This is a genomic window from Sphaerisporangium sp. NPDC004334, assembly GCF_053602655.1.
The window spans coordinates 1-14,864 of the sequence record NZ_JBSGDZ010000029.1 but is presented as its reverse complement, the minus strand read 5'-3'; the positions used below and the strand labels follow the sequence as shown (position 1 = coordinate 14,864).

The 14,864-nt window shown below is 72.1% G+C and carries 15 protein-coding genes; 3 read left to right on the top strand and 12 right to left on the bottom strand.

The window, feature by feature from the left end; translation table 11 throughout:
• Window positions 1-57 precede the first annotated feature (57 nt).
• On the top strand, window positions 58-990 hold the full coding sequence (locus ACWEN6_RS31745) for an NADP-dependent oxidoreductase (protein ID WP_452575381.1): 933 nt from the start codon (window positions 58-60) through the stop codon (window positions 988-990).
• Between the two features lie 142 nt (window positions 991-1,132).
• Here the strand turns inward: ACWEN6_RS31745 and ACWEN6_RS31740 are convergent, their stop codons facing one another.
• From ACWEN6_RS31740 to ACWEN6_RS31725, 4 genes are all read right to left on the bottom strand, one after another.
• Window positions 1,133-1,792, bottom strand: a complete 660-nt coding sequence (locus tag ACWEN6_RS31740) for a response regulator (protein ID WP_380827731.1) — start codon at window positions 1,790-1,792, stop codon at window positions 1,133-1,135.
• Entirely contained in the window at window positions 1,789-3,018 is a 1,230-nt protein-coding gene (locus ACWEN6_RS31735; protein WP_452575379.1) for a sensor histidine kinase, read from the bottom strand. The genes ACWEN6_RS31740 and ACWEN6_RS31735 overlap by 4 nt, the downstream gene beginning before the upstream one ends.
• Window positions 3,019-3,108: 90 nt before the next feature.
• On the bottom strand, window positions 3,109-4,173 hold the full coding sequence (locus ACWEN6_RS31730; protein ID WP_452575377.1) for a LacI family DNA-binding transcriptional regulator: 1,065 nt from the start codon (window positions 4,171-4,173) through the stop codon (window positions 3,109-3,111).
• A 66-nt stretch (window positions 4,174-4,239) separates the two neighbouring features.
• Complete coding sequence (locus tag ACWEN6_RS31725; RefSeq protein WP_452575375.1) at window positions 4,240-4,809, bottom strand: MmyB family transcriptional regulator; 570 nt, start codon at window positions 4,807-4,809, stop codon at window positions 4,240-4,242.
• A 163-nt stretch (window positions 4,810-4,972) separates the two neighbouring features.
• On the opposite strand from ACWEN6_RS31725, the gene ACWEN6_RS31720 reads away from it, so the two are divergent.
• Window positions 4,973-6,358 carry a glycoside hydrolase family 18 protein gene (locus ACWEN6_RS31720; RefSeq protein ID WP_452575373.1) on the top strand — a complete coding sequence of 462 codons (1,386 nt, stop codon included), beginning with the start codon at window positions 4,973-4,975 and terminating at the stop codon, window positions 6,356-6,358.
• Window positions 6,359-6,695: 337 nt separating this feature from the next.
• On the opposite strand, the gene ACWEN6_RS31715 is transcribed toward ACWEN6_RS31720, so the two are convergent.
• Window positions 6,696-7,532 (bottom strand): class I SAM-dependent methyltransferase, encoded by an 837-nt coding sequence (locus tag ACWEN6_RS31715; protein ID WP_452575371.1) that lies wholly within the window; start codon window positions 7,530-7,532, stop codon window positions 6,696-6,698.
• Between the two features lie 92 nt (window positions 7,533-7,624).
• Between ACWEN6_RS31715 and ACWEN6_RS31710 the strand changes: the two genes are divergently transcribed.
• Window positions 7,625-8,257: a TetR/AcrR family transcriptional regulator gene (locus ACWEN6_RS31710; RefSeq protein ID WP_452575370.1), complete on the top strand. Its 633-nt coding sequence runs from the start codon at window positions 7,625-7,627 to the stop codon at window positions 8,255-8,257.
• Window positions 8,258-8,296: 39 nt separating this feature from the next.
• Here ACWEN6_RS31710 and ACWEN6_RS31705 read toward each other — a convergent pair whose 3' ends face one another.
• The 7 genes from ACWEN6_RS31705 to ACWEN6_RS31675 all read right to left on the bottom strand — a co-directional run bounded on the left by ACWEN6_RS31705 (window position 8,297) and on the right by ACWEN6_RS31675 (window position 14,640).
• On the bottom strand, window positions 8,297-9,091 hold the full coding sequence (locus ACWEN6_RS31705) for a helix-turn-helix domain-containing protein (protein ID WP_452575368.1): 795 nt from the start codon (window positions 9,089-9,091) through the stop codon (window positions 8,297-8,299).
• 95 nt (window positions 9,092-9,186) lie between these two features.
• Window positions 9,187-10,053 (bottom strand): hypothetical protein, encoded by an 867-nt coding sequence (locus tag ACWEN6_RS31700; protein ID WP_452575366.1) that lies wholly within the window; start codon window positions 10,051-10,053, stop codon window positions 9,187-9,189.
• A 150-nt stretch (window positions 10,054-10,203) separates the two neighbouring features.
• Entirely contained in the window at window positions 10,204-11,136 is a 933-nt protein-coding gene (locus ACWEN6_RS31695; RefSeq protein WP_452575364.1) for a MerR family transcriptional regulator, read from the bottom strand.
• A gap of 105 nt (window positions 11,137-11,241) precedes the next feature.
• Window positions 11,242-11,880 (bottom strand): response regulator, encoded by a 639-nt coding sequence (locus tag ACWEN6_RS31690; protein WP_452575362.1) that lies wholly within the window; start codon window positions 11,878-11,880, stop codon window positions 11,242-11,244.
• Between the two features lie 2 nt (window positions 11,881-11,882).
• The gene (locus ACWEN6_RS31685; RefSeq protein WP_452575360.1) at window positions 11,883-13,190 is read right to left on the bottom strand and encodes a sensor histidine kinase; all 1,308 of its coding nucleotides are present in this window, start codon (window positions 13,188-13,190) and stop codon (window positions 11,883-11,885) included.
• A complete protein-coding gene (locus ACWEN6_RS31680) occupies window positions 13,187-13,909 on the bottom strand; it encodes an ABC transporter permease (RefSeq protein WP_452575358.1) in 723 nt (240 codons plus the stop codon). Before ACWEN6_RS31680 ends, ACWEN6_RS31685 begins: the two co-directional genes overlap by 4 nt.
• 14 nt (window positions 13,910-13,923) lie before the next feature.
• On the bottom strand, window positions 13,924-14,640 hold the full coding sequence (locus ACWEN6_RS31675; RefSeq protein ID WP_452575355.1) for an ABC transporter ATP-binding protein: 717 nt from the start codon (window positions 14,638-14,640) through the stop codon (window positions 13,924-13,926).
• Window positions 14,641-14,864: the final 224 nt, after the last annotated feature.

Genomic DNA, 14,864 nt, shown 5'->3' with positions numbered 1-14,864 from the left:
GGAGCTCACCTCTCACGACCACCACATTTCCACGAACGCCATTGAAAGGATCCGAGTATGCGGGCGATCACCGTGCGGGATCGTGACGCGGGTGTCGGCGGCCTCTCCCTGACCGACATGCCCTACCCCCACGCCGCGGAGAACGACGTCATCGTGCGCGTGCACGCCGCGGGCTTCACCCCCGGAGAGCTCGACTGGCCGACGACGTGGTCCGATCGCGCCGGCCGCGACCGGACGCCGAGCATCCCCGGGCACGAGCTGTCCGGAGTCGTGGTCGAGCTCGGCTACGGGACCACCGGCCTCACCGTGGGCCAGCGGGTGTTCGGACCGACCGACTGGGCCCGCAACGGATCCCTGGCCGAATACACCGCGGTGGAGGCCCGCAACCTCGCCCCCCTCGCGGCCGACATCGACCACACCGTGGCCGCCGCGCTGCCCATTTCCGGACTGACCGCCTGGCAGGGACTGTTCGACCACGGCCACCTCACGACCGGCCAGACCATCCTCGTTCACGGCGCTGCGGGCGGCGTCGGCTCGATCGCCGTCCAGTTCGCGCGGGAGGCGGGCGCCCGCGTGATCGGCACCGGCCGGGCCGGCGACCGTGAGGTCGCGCTGGGCCTCGGCGCGCAGACCTTCCTCGACCTGGACGCCGACGATCTGCGGCACGCCGGCGAGGTGGACGTGGTCTTCGACGTCATCGGCGGTGACATCCTCGCGCGTTCCACCGAACTGGTACGCCCGGGCGGCACTGTCGTCACCATCACCATGCCGCCCACCGCGCAGCCCAAGGACGGGCGAGCCGTCTTCTTCGTCGTCGAACCCGACCGCGCCCGGCTGGCCGACCTCGCCCACCGCGTCCGGGACGGACGGCTCAAGCCCGTCGTCGGCGCCGTGCGCCCGCTCTCCGAAACGGCCTCCGCCTTCGCCCGCGACCGCCGCGCCCCCGGAAAGACGATCATCCGGGTCGCGGACGAATCTCTGGACGGTTGAGGCACCTGAGCCTCGTGCTTCGGGGGTCTGATCTTCGGGGAAGGTGGTTATGACAGCGACGGCGGCCGCCCGTGGTCGCCGCGGATGCGGGTTCGCGTGCGGGAAGCGCGGCGATATGACGTCGAGTCCCCTTGGGCGGGTGTCAGGTCACCAGGCCTCTGCGGTAGGCGTAGACGACCGCCTGTACGCGGTCGCGCAGGTCGAGCTTGGTGAGGATGCGTGACACGTAGGTCTTGACGGTCTCCTGGCTGATCACCAGTGTCGCGGCGATCTCGCTGTTGGACAGGCCGTCGGCGATGTGGCGCAGGACCTCCAGCTCGCGCGGGGTCAGTGCGATGTCGCCCGGCGTGCCTTCGGTGGGACGGATGCGCGCCGCGTACCTGCCGACGAGCTGCCGGGTCACCTCGGGCGCCAGCAGCGCGGCGCCTGCCGCGACGGTGCGGATGCCGTGCAGCAACTGCGCTGGTGGCGCGTCTTTGAGCAGGAATCCGCTGGCCCCCGCGCGCAGCGCCTGGTACACGTACTCGTCCAGGTTGAACGTCGTCACCACGAGCACCTTGACGGGATGGGCGACTCCGGCGCCGGCCAGCAGGCGGGTCGCCTCGATGCCGTCGAGCACCGGCATCCGCACGTCCATCACCACGATGTCCGGGTTCAGCCGGTGGGCGAGGTCGACCGCGGCGCGACCGTCCCCGCACTCGCCCACCACCTCCAGGTCGGCCTGCGCGTCGATGATCGTCGCGAACCCGGTGCGGATCAGCGCCTGGTCGTCGCAGACCAGGACCCGGATCGGCACGGTCACGACCGGCTCTCCATGGGGATGCGCGCCCGGACGAGGAAGCCGCCGCCGGACTGCCCGCCGGCGCTGAAGTCGCCGCCCAGGGCGTCGACCCGTTCGCGCAGCCCGGCGAGGCCCCGCCCGCTCCCGCTCAGCGAGCCGGCGTGCGAGCCGATGTGCTGCGGGCCGGTGTCCGAGCCGTTCCGCGGGCCGTCGTGCGGGCCGTCGTGCGGGCCGTTCCGCGAGCCGGAACCGTCGGTGCCGACCTCCACGGTGATCTCCTTCTCGCCGAAGCGCACGCGGACCACCGTGTGGCTGCCGTGGGCGTATTTGAGGGCGTTCGTCAGGGACTCCTGCACGACCCTATAGGTCACGAACTCGGCGCTGCCGGTCGATCGCGCAGGTGTCCCCTCCTCGATGAACTCCACCGGCTGCCCGGCCCGGCGCGTCTGTTCCACCAGCGTGTGAAGCTCGCCCACTGACGGGAGCCTGACGTCCGCGTCGTGGTCGGGGGTGAGTAGGTCGAGCAGGTGCCGCAGGTCGGCGATGGCCCGTCGGCCGGTGTCGGTGACGGCGCTCAGAGATGCGTCGAGGCGGTCGGGCGCGGCGGTCAGGTAGCGCGCCGCCTCGGCCTGCACGACCATCGCGGTCACGTGGTGGGTCACGACGTCGTGGAGCTCGCGGGCGATGCGGGTGCGTTCGGCGGTGCGGGTGGTCTCGGCGACGTGGCGCCGGCGTTCGGCCTCGGCCGCCCGGGTGGAGCGCAGCCAGGACCCGATGCCCCACCCGAGAATCAGCAGCAGGTAGAACGTCACGTACCCTTCCGGCCCCTCGGGCGAGCCGAGCCGGTCGAGCGCGAGCGCCAGCGGCAGGTACGCCGCGGACAGCAGGATCGCGGTGAGGCGCCGGTGGCGTTCCAGGTAGGCGCCCGCGCTGACGAGCGCGATGGCCAGGGCGGTGCCCGTGACCGTGTGGTAGGCGCGGAGCTGGTCCAGGGCGAAGCCGAGCGACACCAGGACCAGGCAGACGGCCGGCCATCGCCGGCGCACGGCGAGCGGGAGGCATTCGAGGGCGATCACCACGATGGTCAGCGCGTCGAAGGGGCGGGCCGGCAGGTCGCCGAGCTGGGTCCCGTGGTCGTGAAGCGCCGGCAGGAAGGACGCGACGGCCAGCAGCAGTGCGAACGAGAGATCCCGGATCGTGACGTCGAGTCGCCGCCACAGATCCGTGATCCGCCGAAGTTCGATCACTGGGGGAGCGTAGCGGTCGCGCCGGTCCGCGCGCCGCCCCGGCGGGGGACCAGGTTGCCGCGCCGGCGGGCCGGCCCTATGAAGACGTCGTCACCGTTGTCCTCGCCGGTCCGCGGGAGGTGCGGTGCTTTCCCGGACGGTGAGGGTGGTCGCGAGTTCGAAGCCGGCCTGGGAGGTCTTCTCCCCGCGGCCCAGGGCCAGGGCGAGTTCGGTCGCGGCCACCGCCATCTCGGTGAGCGGCTGGCGGACGGTGGTCAGCGGGGGATCGACGAGGGCGGCGATGGGCAGGTCGTCGAAGCCGACCACGCTCAAGTCGTGAGGGATGCGCAGGTCCATCTCCCGCGCGGCCTGGTAGACGCCGAGCGCCTGCAGGTCGTTGCTCGCGAAGATCGCGGTGGGACGCTCCGGGCGGCCGAGCAGGCCGAGCGCGGCGGTGTGCCCACCCTCCCTGGTGAGCTCGGCCCGCACCACGTGGGCGGGGTCGACCGTCAAGCCGGCGCCCTCCATGGCCGAGCGGTACCCGTCCTGCCTGGCTCGGCAGCACAGGACGTGGTCGGGGCCGCTGACCATCGCGATGCGGCGGTGGCCGAGCTTGAGCAGGTGGCGAGCGGCCGAGCGGCCGCCGTTCCAGCTCGTGGCCCCCACGAACGGCACGTCGTCCGGCAGCTCGATGGTGGGGTCGAAGACGACGAACGGGATGCCCTTGGCGCGCAGTTGATCACGCTCCTCGTTCGACAGCTGCGCCACCGTCACGACGCAGTCGGGGCGGCGGGCGACGGCGTCGTCGATCCAGTAGTTGGTCTGGTCGCGTGGGGGGCCGAACTCCGTCAGCACGACGCCCACCCGGTGTTCGCGGGCCACCTGTTCGACCCCGCGGATGATCTCCGCGCCCCACATGTGCTCGAGCCGGTCGAAGACCAGTTCCATCATGTTGGTGCGCTGAGCCGACTTGCGGTACCCGTATTGGCTGATGAGCGCCTCGACACGGGCGCGGGTATCGGCGGACACGCCGGAGCGGCCGTTGATGACCTTCGACACCGTGGGCACCGAGACCCCGGCGGACTTCGCGATGTAGGCGATGGTCACCGGCCTGGCCGGGTCGCCTCGCGGGAGTTCGTGGTCGGCGACCGGCTCGCCCGTCTCGGGCTGTGACAACCTGGCTTCCTCCTCCTCGGGCCGCACGTTGGCACCACATCGTCCCGGAGCCGGCCCGTGGGCCGTTCAGGGCGCCAGACTATCCCGCCCGGCGTGGCCCGAGTCGTGCTCGGGGGCGACCAGGGACAAGGCGTCCTCCTCCCAGTCCATGAAGAAGTAGCGGGAAGCAGGGTCGAGGAACACCAGCCTCAGCAGGTTGTCCGCGTGTTCCAGCCCCTGGAACAGGGCCGAGGCCAGGGCGTTTCGCGCGAGGACGTCCAGCCGGTTGTTCACGATCGTCGAGGGATAGTCCTCCCATTTCGCCATGAGTTGCAGCACTTTGGAGTTCACCTGGTCGGCGTGGCCGGGAACGGCGCGCCGGTGATTTGTGGGGCGAGCGAGGTCGTGAAGGTGTTGGGTGGCTTCCCCATCGAGATCGAGCGCCTCGGCCGGCGCGTTGACCACCTGCTCCGAGGGGCGGGTCTCCCTGCCCTGCTCCAGCCGCGTGTAGTAGTCGACGCTGACGCCCGCCAGCACCGCGACTTCGTCTCTGCGCAGGCCCGGTGTCCTCCGGCGGCCCACGGGCGGAAGCCCGACCTTGCTGAGGGGCGTGGCCTGGCGTCGGGCCCGGAGAAAGTAACCAAGACAGCTTGCCATAGCGCGAGCATAGGAACCCGCAGGTCAAGGACCTGCAAAACCACCGCGGCGAATATGGCGGCGCGGCCGGCATTGACGCGTCGCATGACGGACTCTACGATCCGAGCAACTTATAAGAAACTTTCCTATAAGTAGGCTCCTTGAGCAGTAAATGGAGATGGCCGTGCGACGTCCTTTCCAGCACCTACTCGCGGCGGCGACCGCCGCCGCCCTCGCCGCGGTGGCCGTGCCCGCCGAGGCCCTGGCGGCGGCGCCCGCACCTGCCGGAGACCTGGCGGCGCCCGTACCTGCCGGAGATCCGACGACGCCCGTACCTGCCGGGGGCCAGGCGGCGACGGCCGCGGCCGGGCGGGCTCAAGCGCGAACGGGCGGTGGTGACCGGTTCAAGCGGGTCGCCTACTTCATCCAGTGGGGCATCTACGCCCGGAATTACCACGTCAAGGACGTGGACACCAGCGGTGCCGCCGCCAAGCTGACCCACATCAACTACGCCTTCGGCAACGTCGGCGCCGACGGCACCTGCGTCTCGGCCGACGCGTGGGCCGACTGGCAGCGGCCGGTGTCCGCCGAAGAGAGCGTGGACGGCGTGGCCGACCAGCCGGGTCAGGCACTTAACGGCAACCTGAACCAGCTCAAGAAGCTCAAGGCCCGCCATCCCGGCCTCAAGGCGCTGATCTCCCTCGGCGGCTGGACCGGCTCGAAGTACTTCTCCGACGCCGTCAGCACCCCCGAGGCCCGCAGCGCGCTGGCCGCCTCGTGCGTCGGCCTCTGGATCAGGGGCGACCTGCCCGGCCTGCCCGCGGGCGCCGGCGCGGGCGTCTTCGACGGCATCGACCTGGACTGGGAGTGGCCGGGCTCGGAGGGCAACGCCGGGAACGTCATCCGGCCGGAGGACAGGCACAACTTCACCCTCTTCGCCGCCGAGCTGCGCCGGCAGCTGAAGGCGTACGACGCCGGCAGCGAGCTCACCGCCTTCCTCCCCGCCGCCGCGGCCAAGATCGACGCCGGCTTCGAGGTCCGCGACGTGTTCCGCAGCCTCGACTTCGCCACGATCCAGGGCTACGACCTGCACGGCTCGTGGGAGACCAGGACCGGCCACAACGGCAACCTGTTCACCGACCGCAGGGACCCGAACCCGGTCAAGTACAGCGTGGACACCACCGTCCGCGACTACCTGTCGCGCGGCGCCCCGGCCAGGAAGATGGTGGTCGGCGTCCCCGCGTACGGGCAGGGCTGGACCGGCGTCACGTCCACCGGCGACGGCCTGTACGCCGGCGCCACCGGCCCGGCGCCCGCGACCTGGGCGCCCGGCACCGAGGACTACAAGATCCTCGCCGGCAAGCCGGGCAGACGCTACCGCGACCTGCTCACCGGCACGCTGTGGCTGTACGACGGCAACGAGTTCTGGTCCTACGACGACCCGGCGTCGCTGGTGGAGAAGGCCGCCTACATCCGGCTGAAGGGGCTCGGCGGCTCGATGATGTGGTCCATCGACCAGGACGACGCCAAGGCCTCCCTCACCTCGGCCCTCTACAAGATCCTTCGCTGACCACGCTCCTGAACGGCCGGACCGCCCCGGGCTTCCACGCCCGGGGCGGTCGCGTGTCGCCTGGGTTCGCCTGGTCCCTGGATCGCCTCGGGTCGCGCGAGCTAGCATCTGTTCCATGGCGCTCCCTCGGAGTACCGGTCAGGTTCTGGCGTACAGCGCGGCGTTCAGCGTCGCGAGCTCCGCCGCTCTGGCCGCCCGGCACTTCATCGACCATGGCAGCCTCGCCGGCGCTCTCACCGAGGGTGGGTGGCGTCTGCTCCTGCTGTTCCCCCCTCTGTTCCTCGTGTTCTTCCTGGTCTCGTGGGTGCGGCGGTCGGCGGAGCGCCGTGGTGAGGGGTCAGAGGCGGGTGGCGCTCACCAGCCAGACGGCGCCGGGAATGCGAACGCCGTCTGAGGTCGCGTACGCGGCGAGCCCTGCGCGCAGTTCCTCCCGTGCCCGTTCGACGACGGCCGGATCGACCCCTTCGAGGTTGTGGCGGACGGGCCCCTGGCCGAGGATGAAGTCCGCCGCGTCGGCGGCGTCGCGGCCGTAGCCCATCGGCGCCGCGACGGGCGTGACGGTCACCTCGGCGTACCCCGCCTCGTCGAGCACCTGGTGGATGCGGGCGGGTTCGAGCAGCGACCCCATGCCCCGCGACGCGGGCGACGGCCCTCGCAACATCGGCCTGAGCGCCGCGGTGGCGCGGGCGTAGTCGGTGTCGGGGCCGCCGCCCTGCGGGCCCATGAACACCAGCCGCCCGCCCGGCCGCAGCGCCCGCCGGATGTTGGCGAACCCGGCCACCACGTCGCCGAAGAACATCACCCCGCCCCGGCTGATCGCGACGTCGAAGGCTCCCTCCGGGAAGGGGTGCACCTGGGCGTCCCCCTGCTCGAAGGCGACGTTCGCGACGCCCTGCCCGGCCGCGTCGGCGCGGGCGCGTTCCAGCATCGGCGCCGAGATGTCGACGCCGAGGACGTGCCCCCGCGACGCCTTGCGCGCGGCGGCCAGCGTGGGCTCCGCGGTACCGCAGCCGACGTCGAGGACGCGGTCGTCCTCGCCGATCGCGGCGACCTGGAAGAACGGGTCGTTGAACGCGGCCATCATCGCGTTGTAGCGCTCCGCGTTGTTCGCCCAGTTGACCCCCTCCCAGCCGTTCCACGCTTCCGCCTGCTGGGTGTTGGCGATGACCCGCATGGGTTCCCTCCCGCGTCCGTCCGCCCTTTTCGTCGGGCCGGATTTCGCTAGATGCAAACTCTAGTGCTGGACTCTAGAGATAAGCTACAGCCATGACCGACGTCAAGAGCACGGGCAAGCGGACCGCGAAGGCCAGACAGACCCGCGAGCGCATGCTGGACGCCGCCCGCGAGCTGTTCGTCCAGCGCGGTTACGGCGCGACGGCGCTGCAGGAGATCGCCGACCGGGCCGGGGTCGCCGTGCAGACGATCTACTTCACGTTCGGCAACAAGCGCGCACTGCTCAAAGAGCTGATCGACGTGTCGATCGCGGGCGACGACGAGCCGATCGCGACGATGGAGCGGCCGTGGTTCACCGACGCTCTCGCCGCCGAGACCGCCGGCGTCCACCTGCGGCTCCACGTCCAGGGAACGCGGGCGATCCTCGAACGGGTCGCGTCGATCACCGAGATGCTGCGCGCCGCCGCGTCGGCCGACCCGGCGATCGCCGGGCTCTGGGAGCAGGACGCCGACCCGAGGTTCACCGTCCACGCGATGGCCGCGCGGTCTCTGGTCGCCAAGCCCGGGGCCCGTCAGGGCGTGACGGCCGAGCACGCCGCTGATCTGCTGTTCGGCCTGCTCAGCCCGGAGCTCTACCTGGTGTTCGTCCGCGACCGTGGCTGGTCGCCCGTCAAGTGGGAACGCTGGTCCTACCAGGCGCTGAGCTCCGAGCTCTGCTCGGAGTGAGACGCCGCCCGGCGGCCCGCTGATCGGCGGCGGTCGCGGTCAGCCGAGCGAGGCGAACGCGCCCGCGGACGGGCTGCCGGGCTCGGCCTGGCCGATGAGGATGAACTGGCCCGGGGCGCTGCCGACGCGGAGCGTCTCGTACTGCAAGGTCATCTCGCCGACCTCGCGGTGGCGGTAGCGGATCGGCATCTTCGTTCTGACCTGCACGTCGTGCCGGGCCCAGATGCGGCGGAAGTCGTCGCTTCCCGCCGAGAGCTCCTCCACCAGTTCGCGCACCAGCGGGTCGCGGCCCGCGTCGGAGGCGGCGCGCACGTGGGCCGCGACGGCGCGGGCCTCCTGCTCCCAGTCCACGTAGAACTCGCGTGCCGCCGGACACAGGAAGACCAGCCGCAGCACGTTGTCCGCGATGTCCATCCCGCGGTACAGGGCGGCGGCCCGCCGGTTCCTGGCCAGGTAGTCCAACCGGCGGTTGACGACGAGAGCGACCACATGGTCGCAGCCCTCCAGGAACCGGAGCATGTCCGGCGAGATTTCGTCGTCCCCGCCGAGCGGCCGGCGTCCACACTCCTTAGGATGCGCGAGACGGTACAGGTACTCGGTGGCCTCAGGGCACAGCTCGAGGGCGCGCGCCAAGGCCTGGAGCACCTGCGCCGACGGACGGAGCTCTCTTCCCTGCTCCAGCCGGGTGTAGTAGTCGCTGCTGACGCCGGCCAGCATGGCCACCTCCTCGCGGCGCAGGCCCGGCGTCCGGCGCTCACCGTGCCACGGCCCTGCGCGGTCGACGGTGGCGAGCCGGCGCCGGGCGCGAAGGAAGTCCCCCAAGGCGCTTGCCATGTCAACAGGCTACGAAATCGCAGGTAAAGCCGCACAGGCGCGAGCCGTGCCCTCGCCGGGCCGGGGTGACACGGCCGCGCCGCCGAGCTGGGCGGCTAGTGGTACTTGTAGAGCCGGGTGGCGACCCGGTGGCCGAGGTCGAACACCGAGGCGCGGTACTTGCTGACGCGCACGTCGCCGTGCTCGGCCTTGCCGCAGGTGTTCACCCCCGCCAGCTGGTGGATCTCGAAACGCGCCGTCGGATCGCCGCCCAGGAAGTACTCCGCGCGGGCCTGACGCCGGTCGGCGCTGGTGTCGCACGCGTAGACGACCGTCTGCTTCCGGTCGGCGAAGCATGTGGAGGCGGCGCTCTTCGTCGAAGTGCAGACCTGGGAGCGCGCCCGCGCCGTGGACGGGGTGACATCGGTGTCCCGCTTGACGGGGTACTCGGTGTCGCTGCGCACGGTCTTCCACCGGCTGACCTTGATCCGGTGGTTGCCCTTGTAGACCGCGGCCCTGAACGTCACGGTGGCGCCGATCTCGCGGTTGCTCCGGATCTCGCCCTCGTGCCCCAGGTTGTGGATGACGTACTTGGTGCCCAGGTAGCCGTTCAGGTAGTACTCGACCACGGCGTGGTACCTGTCGGGCGCGGTGTCCTCCACCGAGATCCCCGGACGGTCGCTCTCGTCCGCTCCCACGCACGCCGCCGCGCCCCGGACGCGCAGGCAGGTGGTGGGCTTCGCGGCGTTGTCGGCGTTGTCGGCGTTGTCGGCGTTGTCGGCGTTCGCCGCGTTCGCCGTGTTCGCCGTACCGGTGGCCGCGGGCGCCGCGGCGGCGGCGACCAGGCCGGCGGTGGCCGGAGCACGGGCGAGGGCCGGCTCCGGCGTGGTCGCGGCGAGGGCGCCCGCCGAGGTCAGGACCGCCGCCGCGGCGGTGGTGACGGTCACCGACAACAGGGCCCGTAAAGGGATTGTCCGCTCCATGCTGGCTTAGATGCCGATCGCGCCGATTATGTTGTCGACAAAATCGGCTTTCGTGCGGCAATCGTGCTCGGGAAGGACGTTCACCACCGGGTCACCCGCCGCTTTCGCTCCGCCGGTCACGATCCCTGCATCCGCCGGGAACGGGGGTGGTCAGCCCGCCATCCGGGCGCGCAGAGCCTGGACGGACCAGCCGAGCGCCGGGGCGAGGGAGGGAGGCGCCGGCCAGCCGTTGATCACGGCGAGCAGTTGGAGGTACCGCTCTCTGCCAGGGGCGTCCGCGGCCTCCAGCCGGGTCAGCAGCCGGCGTCGCAGCTCGTCGTCGTCGCGACGGCGCACCAGGCGCGCGTACTCGGCCACGACCGCGGCGACGATCGGGCCGGCGGCGGGTGAGGAGGGGGCGATGCCGGCCGCAAGGGCCGGGGCCGCCTGGTCGCGGGCGATCGCGACGGCGTCGCGGCGCGGGACGGTGACGCCGCCGTCGGCGCGGTCGGCCGCGTGCTGCTCGGCCAGGAGCCGCATGCCGGAGCGGAAGCCGGGGTCCTGGGAGAGCTCGGCCAGCTCCACCCACGCCTCGATCTGCTCGGGTCCGGGGTCGTCGGGCAGTTCGGGGGTCATCGAGCGCGCGGCGCCCGCGAAGCCGGCGTCCAGGCCGCCGAACGCCGCGTCGAGGAACTCGGCGATCAGCCGGCGGCGTTCGTCCTGCGTGAGCCGGGCCAGTTTGTGCATGAGATCCATCTCCTCGGGGGTGGCTCCGCGCCCGGCGACCGCCATGAGCACCGCCCGCCGCAGGCGCAGGGTCCGTATCCGCACGTCCAGAGCCGCGGCGTGCGCCGCGGCGACCTCGGGCAGGGTGGTCTCCCGGTTCACGACCTTGCGGACGGTGGCCAGGTCCAGTCCCAGGTCGCGCAGCGTGCGGACCAGGTCCAGGCGTGCGAGGGCGGCGTCGTCGTAGAGGCGGTAGCCGGACGGGCTGCGTCCGGTGGGCGGCACGATCCCGCGGTCGGAGTAGAACCTGATGGCCTTGACCGTCAGCCCGGTCAGCCGGGCGAGGTCGCCGATCGTGTGGAGCGCGTCGCCGTCCATGCCGCCACTCTCGCGTCTCCCCTTGGCGGAGAGTCAAGCCACCCCCGGGGCCGGACCTGGTCAGCGTGTGATGGCGGGCGGCCGGCGCCGGGCGGGCGCTGGAGGTCAGGCGCCGCCGGCGGGCTTGAGCAGGCCGGTCTCGTAGGCCGCCGCGACCGCCGCGGCGCGGTCGTTGACCTCGAGTTTGGCGAAGACGTGCAGCAGGTGCGTCTTCACCGTCGCCTCGGTGATGAACAGCTTCGCGGCGATCTCGCGGTTGGTCGCGCCGCGGGCGACGAGCCCGAGCACCTCGAGCTCCCGGGGGCTCAGCGCCCGCGCTTCCGGCGCGCGCACCTTGTGCGCCAGCACGCCCGCCACGGAGGGCGACAGCACCGTCTCGCCACGGGCGGCGGCCCGCACGGCCCGGCGCAGGTCGGCGCGCGGAGTGTCCTTGAGCAGATAGCCGGTGGCGCCCTGCTCGATCGCGGGCAGGACGTCGGCGTCGTCGTCGAAGGTGGTCAGGACCAGCACGTTGACGCCCGGCGACCACTCCCGGAGCCGGCGGATCAGCTCCGCCCCGCTCATCAGGGGCATGCGCAGGTCCATGAGCACCACGTCGGGGCCGGTGCGCATGGCCACGGCGAGCGCCTCCGGCCCGTCGGCGGCCTCGCCGACCACCTCGAAGGCGTCGTCGGCGGCGAAGATGCCGCGCAGCCCGTCCCGGACCACCGGATGGTCGTCCACGATGATCAACCGGATCGGCATGGTCACGTCTCCTCTCCGGCCGACGCGGACGACGCCGGGGGATGGGCGGGCGAACTGGAGGGACCTTCGAGCACGGAGAAGACCGCGGAAACGGCGGGGGAGGCGGCGGGGATGGCGGGGACGGTGGCGGAGATGCCCGTTCCCTGGCCGGGGGCGGTCTCCACCTCCAAGGCCCCGGCCAGCCGGGTGACGCGCTGGCGCATCGCGACGAGGCCGAAACCGGTTCTGGCCTGCGAGCCCGCGGCCTCGGAGGTGAAGCCCTTCCCGTCGTCGCGCACGTCCAGCACCACGACGTCCTCCATGTACGAAAGGGTAAGACCCGCGCGGCCGGCCGAGGCGTGCTTGGCGACGTTGGCCAGCGCCTCCTGCGCCACCCGCAGCAAGGTGACCTCCACCTCGGCGTGCAACGGCCGTGCGTCGCCGGTGACCGACACCGAGGCGGGGACCCCGGTGGTCCGCGACCAGGTGGCGGCCACGTCGTGCAGGGCGGCCGGGAGCTGGGACTCCTCCAGCGGCGCCGGGCGCAACCCCTGGACCGAGCGGCGGGCCTCGCCGAGGCTCTCCCTGGCCAGGGCGCGCATCGTGTCCAGGCGTGCGCGGGTGGCGGGCACGTCGTCGAGGGCGTCCTCGGCGGCTTCGAGCTGGGTGATGATCGCGGTCAGGCCCTGCGCGATCGTGTCGTGGATCTCCCTCGCCATCCGCTGCCGCTCGCCCAGAACGCCCGCCTCGCGGGCCTGGGTCAGAAGGCGGGCCTGCAACCCGGCGTTCTCCTCCGCCAGCGCGGCCAGCTTGGCGCCGTTCTCCGTCAACTGGGCGATCATCGCCTTGCGCTGCTCGTTCTGGTCGGTGATCGTCTGCACCGACAGGCCGAACGTCGAGGCGACGAGCGTCCCGACCAGGATCGAGAAGAGCAGCTCCCCGGCGCTCCGCCCGGACGGGGGCCGGGCCAGGACCAGCACGGCGGCCGTCGCGGCCACTCCCGCGTACGCCCACCTGCGGGGCAGCAGGGTGAAGGACTGGACGAACGCGCCCAGTCCCGTCACGGTGAACAGCGTGTCGATCCTGATCAGCGCCCCGACGAGGGCGAGGGTCACGGCGAAGTAGACGACCAGCCCGGCGGGCCGGTCGACCCGCCCGGGGCGCGCGGTGACCATGAACCAGTGCCAGGCCCCGGCGAGCACGGCCAGCCCCAGTACCTGCGGCCTCCAGTCGCGCAGCAGCGAGAAGGCCGCGGGCAGCAGGACGAACAGGTACGGCAGAACGGGCCAGGACCGGTCCCAGCGCGACAGGCCGGGGCCGCCGGCGCTCACCACCGGAACGCCCGCAGGGCCAGACCGCCCGCGACGACGGAGATCGCCGCCATGACGCCCAGGGCGGCCGGGGACATCGCGGCGCCGGCCCAGCCTTCGCGCAACGCCTGGACCGCGGGGGCCATGGGGGTCAGGTCGCCGATGGCGCGCATGGAGCCCGAGAGGTTCTCGCGGGGGATGACGGCGCCGGACAGGAACGCCATCGGGAAGAACAGGCCCAGCCCGATCACGGTCGCGGCGCGGCCGCTCGGGACCAGGGCGCCGATGAGCAGGCCGACCGAGCCGAGGCTCAACGCGCCGAGCGCCCACGCGAGCAGGACGCCGGCCGGGTTCCCCGGCGCCGCCAGCCGGTAGCCCGCCAGCCCGATGACGATCAGCAGTGCCGTACCGGACGCCGCGAGCAGCATGTGCGCGGCCCACTGTGCGCCGAACAGCATGACCGGCGACGCGGGGGTGGCGCGCAGCCGCTTGAGCACCCGGCGCTCGCGGTACTGGGCCAGCGTGGCGGGCAGGACGGTGAGGGCGGTCAGGCCGATGATGAAGACGCCGAGCATCGGCACCGTGGCGTCGATGGCCCGCACCCCGCCGGGAAGGGGGCGGTCGCTGCGCATCTTCACCCAGAGCATCACGGCGGGGAAGGCAAGAGCGAAGAACGCCGACATCGGCTCCCGTAGGACCAGCTTCAGCTCCACCGCGACGACCTGCGTGAGGCCTTTCATGTGTGTCATCCCGTTCACACCCCGTTCTCGGTGATCAGCGCGAAGTACGCCTCGTCCAGCGAGCGGCATCGCCCTTCGGCGATGAGCCCGGCCGGGGTGCCGGTCGCGACGACCCGCCCCCGGTCCATGATCGCGAGGCGGTCGCACAGCGCCTCGGCCTCGTCCATGAAGTGGGTGACCAGTACCACGGTGACCCCGCGCTCGCGGATGTCGCGGATCAGGCCCCAGGTGGTGCGGCGGGCGGAGGGGTCCAGGCTGGTGGTGAGCTCGTCGAGGAAGACCACCTCCGGCCTGCCCACCAGGGCCAGCGCGATGAACAGCCGCTGCTTCCAGCCGCCGGACAGCTTCCCGAAGCCGGTGCGCCGCCTTTCCGTCAGCCCCCACTGGTCCATGAGCGCCCGCCAGTCGGCCGGGTCGTCGTAGAACGAGGCGTACATCCGCAGCGCCTCCCCGACCGTGATCGCGTCGGGCAGGGCGGCCTCCTGCAACTGGGCGCCGACGCGCTGCAGCAACCGCCGCCGGTCGGCCTGCGGGTCCAGACCCAGCACGCGTACGGTGCCGCCGTCCGGGCGCCGCAGGCCCGACGCGCACTCCACGACCGTGGTCTTCCCCGCGCCGTTGGGGCCGGCGATGCCGAAGATCTCGCCTCGTCCGACGCGCAGGGACACGCCGTCCACGGCCGTGCCGCCGCGATAACCCTTGCGCAGGCCGTCGATCTCGATGACTGTCATGTACTTGAGGATCATCGCCGGACGGGGGCGCCGGAATCCACCGATCGGTTGATGAACACGGGGTCGGGGCTGCGGATTCTGTGAGATGGGGATGGGGGTTCGGCGCCGCGCGGGCAGCTTTTTGCCCGTTGTGTGTCGTTGTGCACGCTCGCGGCCGAGTGTGCATTCGTACGCAGATGGACCCCTTGCCCGGCTCCTAACGTGAGCGTCGTCGCCAGCGAGCA

Bases quoted from the DNA above. Each gene is read 5' to 3' on its own strand.
- ACWEN6_RS31725 (WP_452575375.1), bottom strand. From the start codon at position 4,809: ATGGCAAGCTGTCTTGGTTACTTTCTCCGGGCCCGACGCCAGGCCACG.
- ACWEN6_RS31710 (WP_452575370.1), top strand. From the start codon at position 7,625: ATGACCGACGTCAAGAGCACGGGCAAGCGGACCGCGAAGGCCAGACAG.
- ACWEN6_RS31705 (WP_452575368.1), bottom strand. From the start codon at position 9,091: ATGGCAAGCGCCTTGGGGGACTTCCTTCGCGCCCGGCGCCGGCTCGCC.
- ACWEN6_RS31745 (WP_452575381.1), top strand. From the start codon at position 58: ATGCGGGCGATCACCGTGCGGGATCGTGACGCGGGTGTCGGCGGCCTC.
- ACWEN6_RS31715 (WP_452575371.1), bottom strand. From the start codon at position 7,532: ATGCGGGTCATCGCCAACACCCAGCAGGCGGAAGCGTGGAACGGCTGG.
- ACWEN6_RS31700 (WP_452575366.1), bottom strand. From the start codon at position 10,053: ATGGAGCGGACAATCCCTTTACGGGCCCTGTTGTCGGTGACCGTCACC.
- ACWEN6_RS31695 (WP_452575364.1), bottom strand. From the start codon at position 11,136: ATGGACGGCGACGCGCTCCACACGATCGGCGACCTCGCCCGGCTGACC.
- ACWEN6_RS31680 (WP_452575358.1), bottom strand. From the start codon at position 13,909: ATGAAAGGCCTCACGCAGGTCGTCGCGGTGGAGCTGAAGCTGGTCCTA.
- ACWEN6_RS31690 (WP_452575362.1), bottom strand. From the start codon at position 11,880: ATGCCGATCCGGTTGATCATCGTGGACGACCATCCGGTGGTCCGGGAC.
- ACWEN6_RS31675 (WP_452575355.1), bottom strand. From the start codon at position 14,640: ATGACAGTCATCGAGATCGACGGCCTGCGCAAGGGTTATCGCGGCGGC.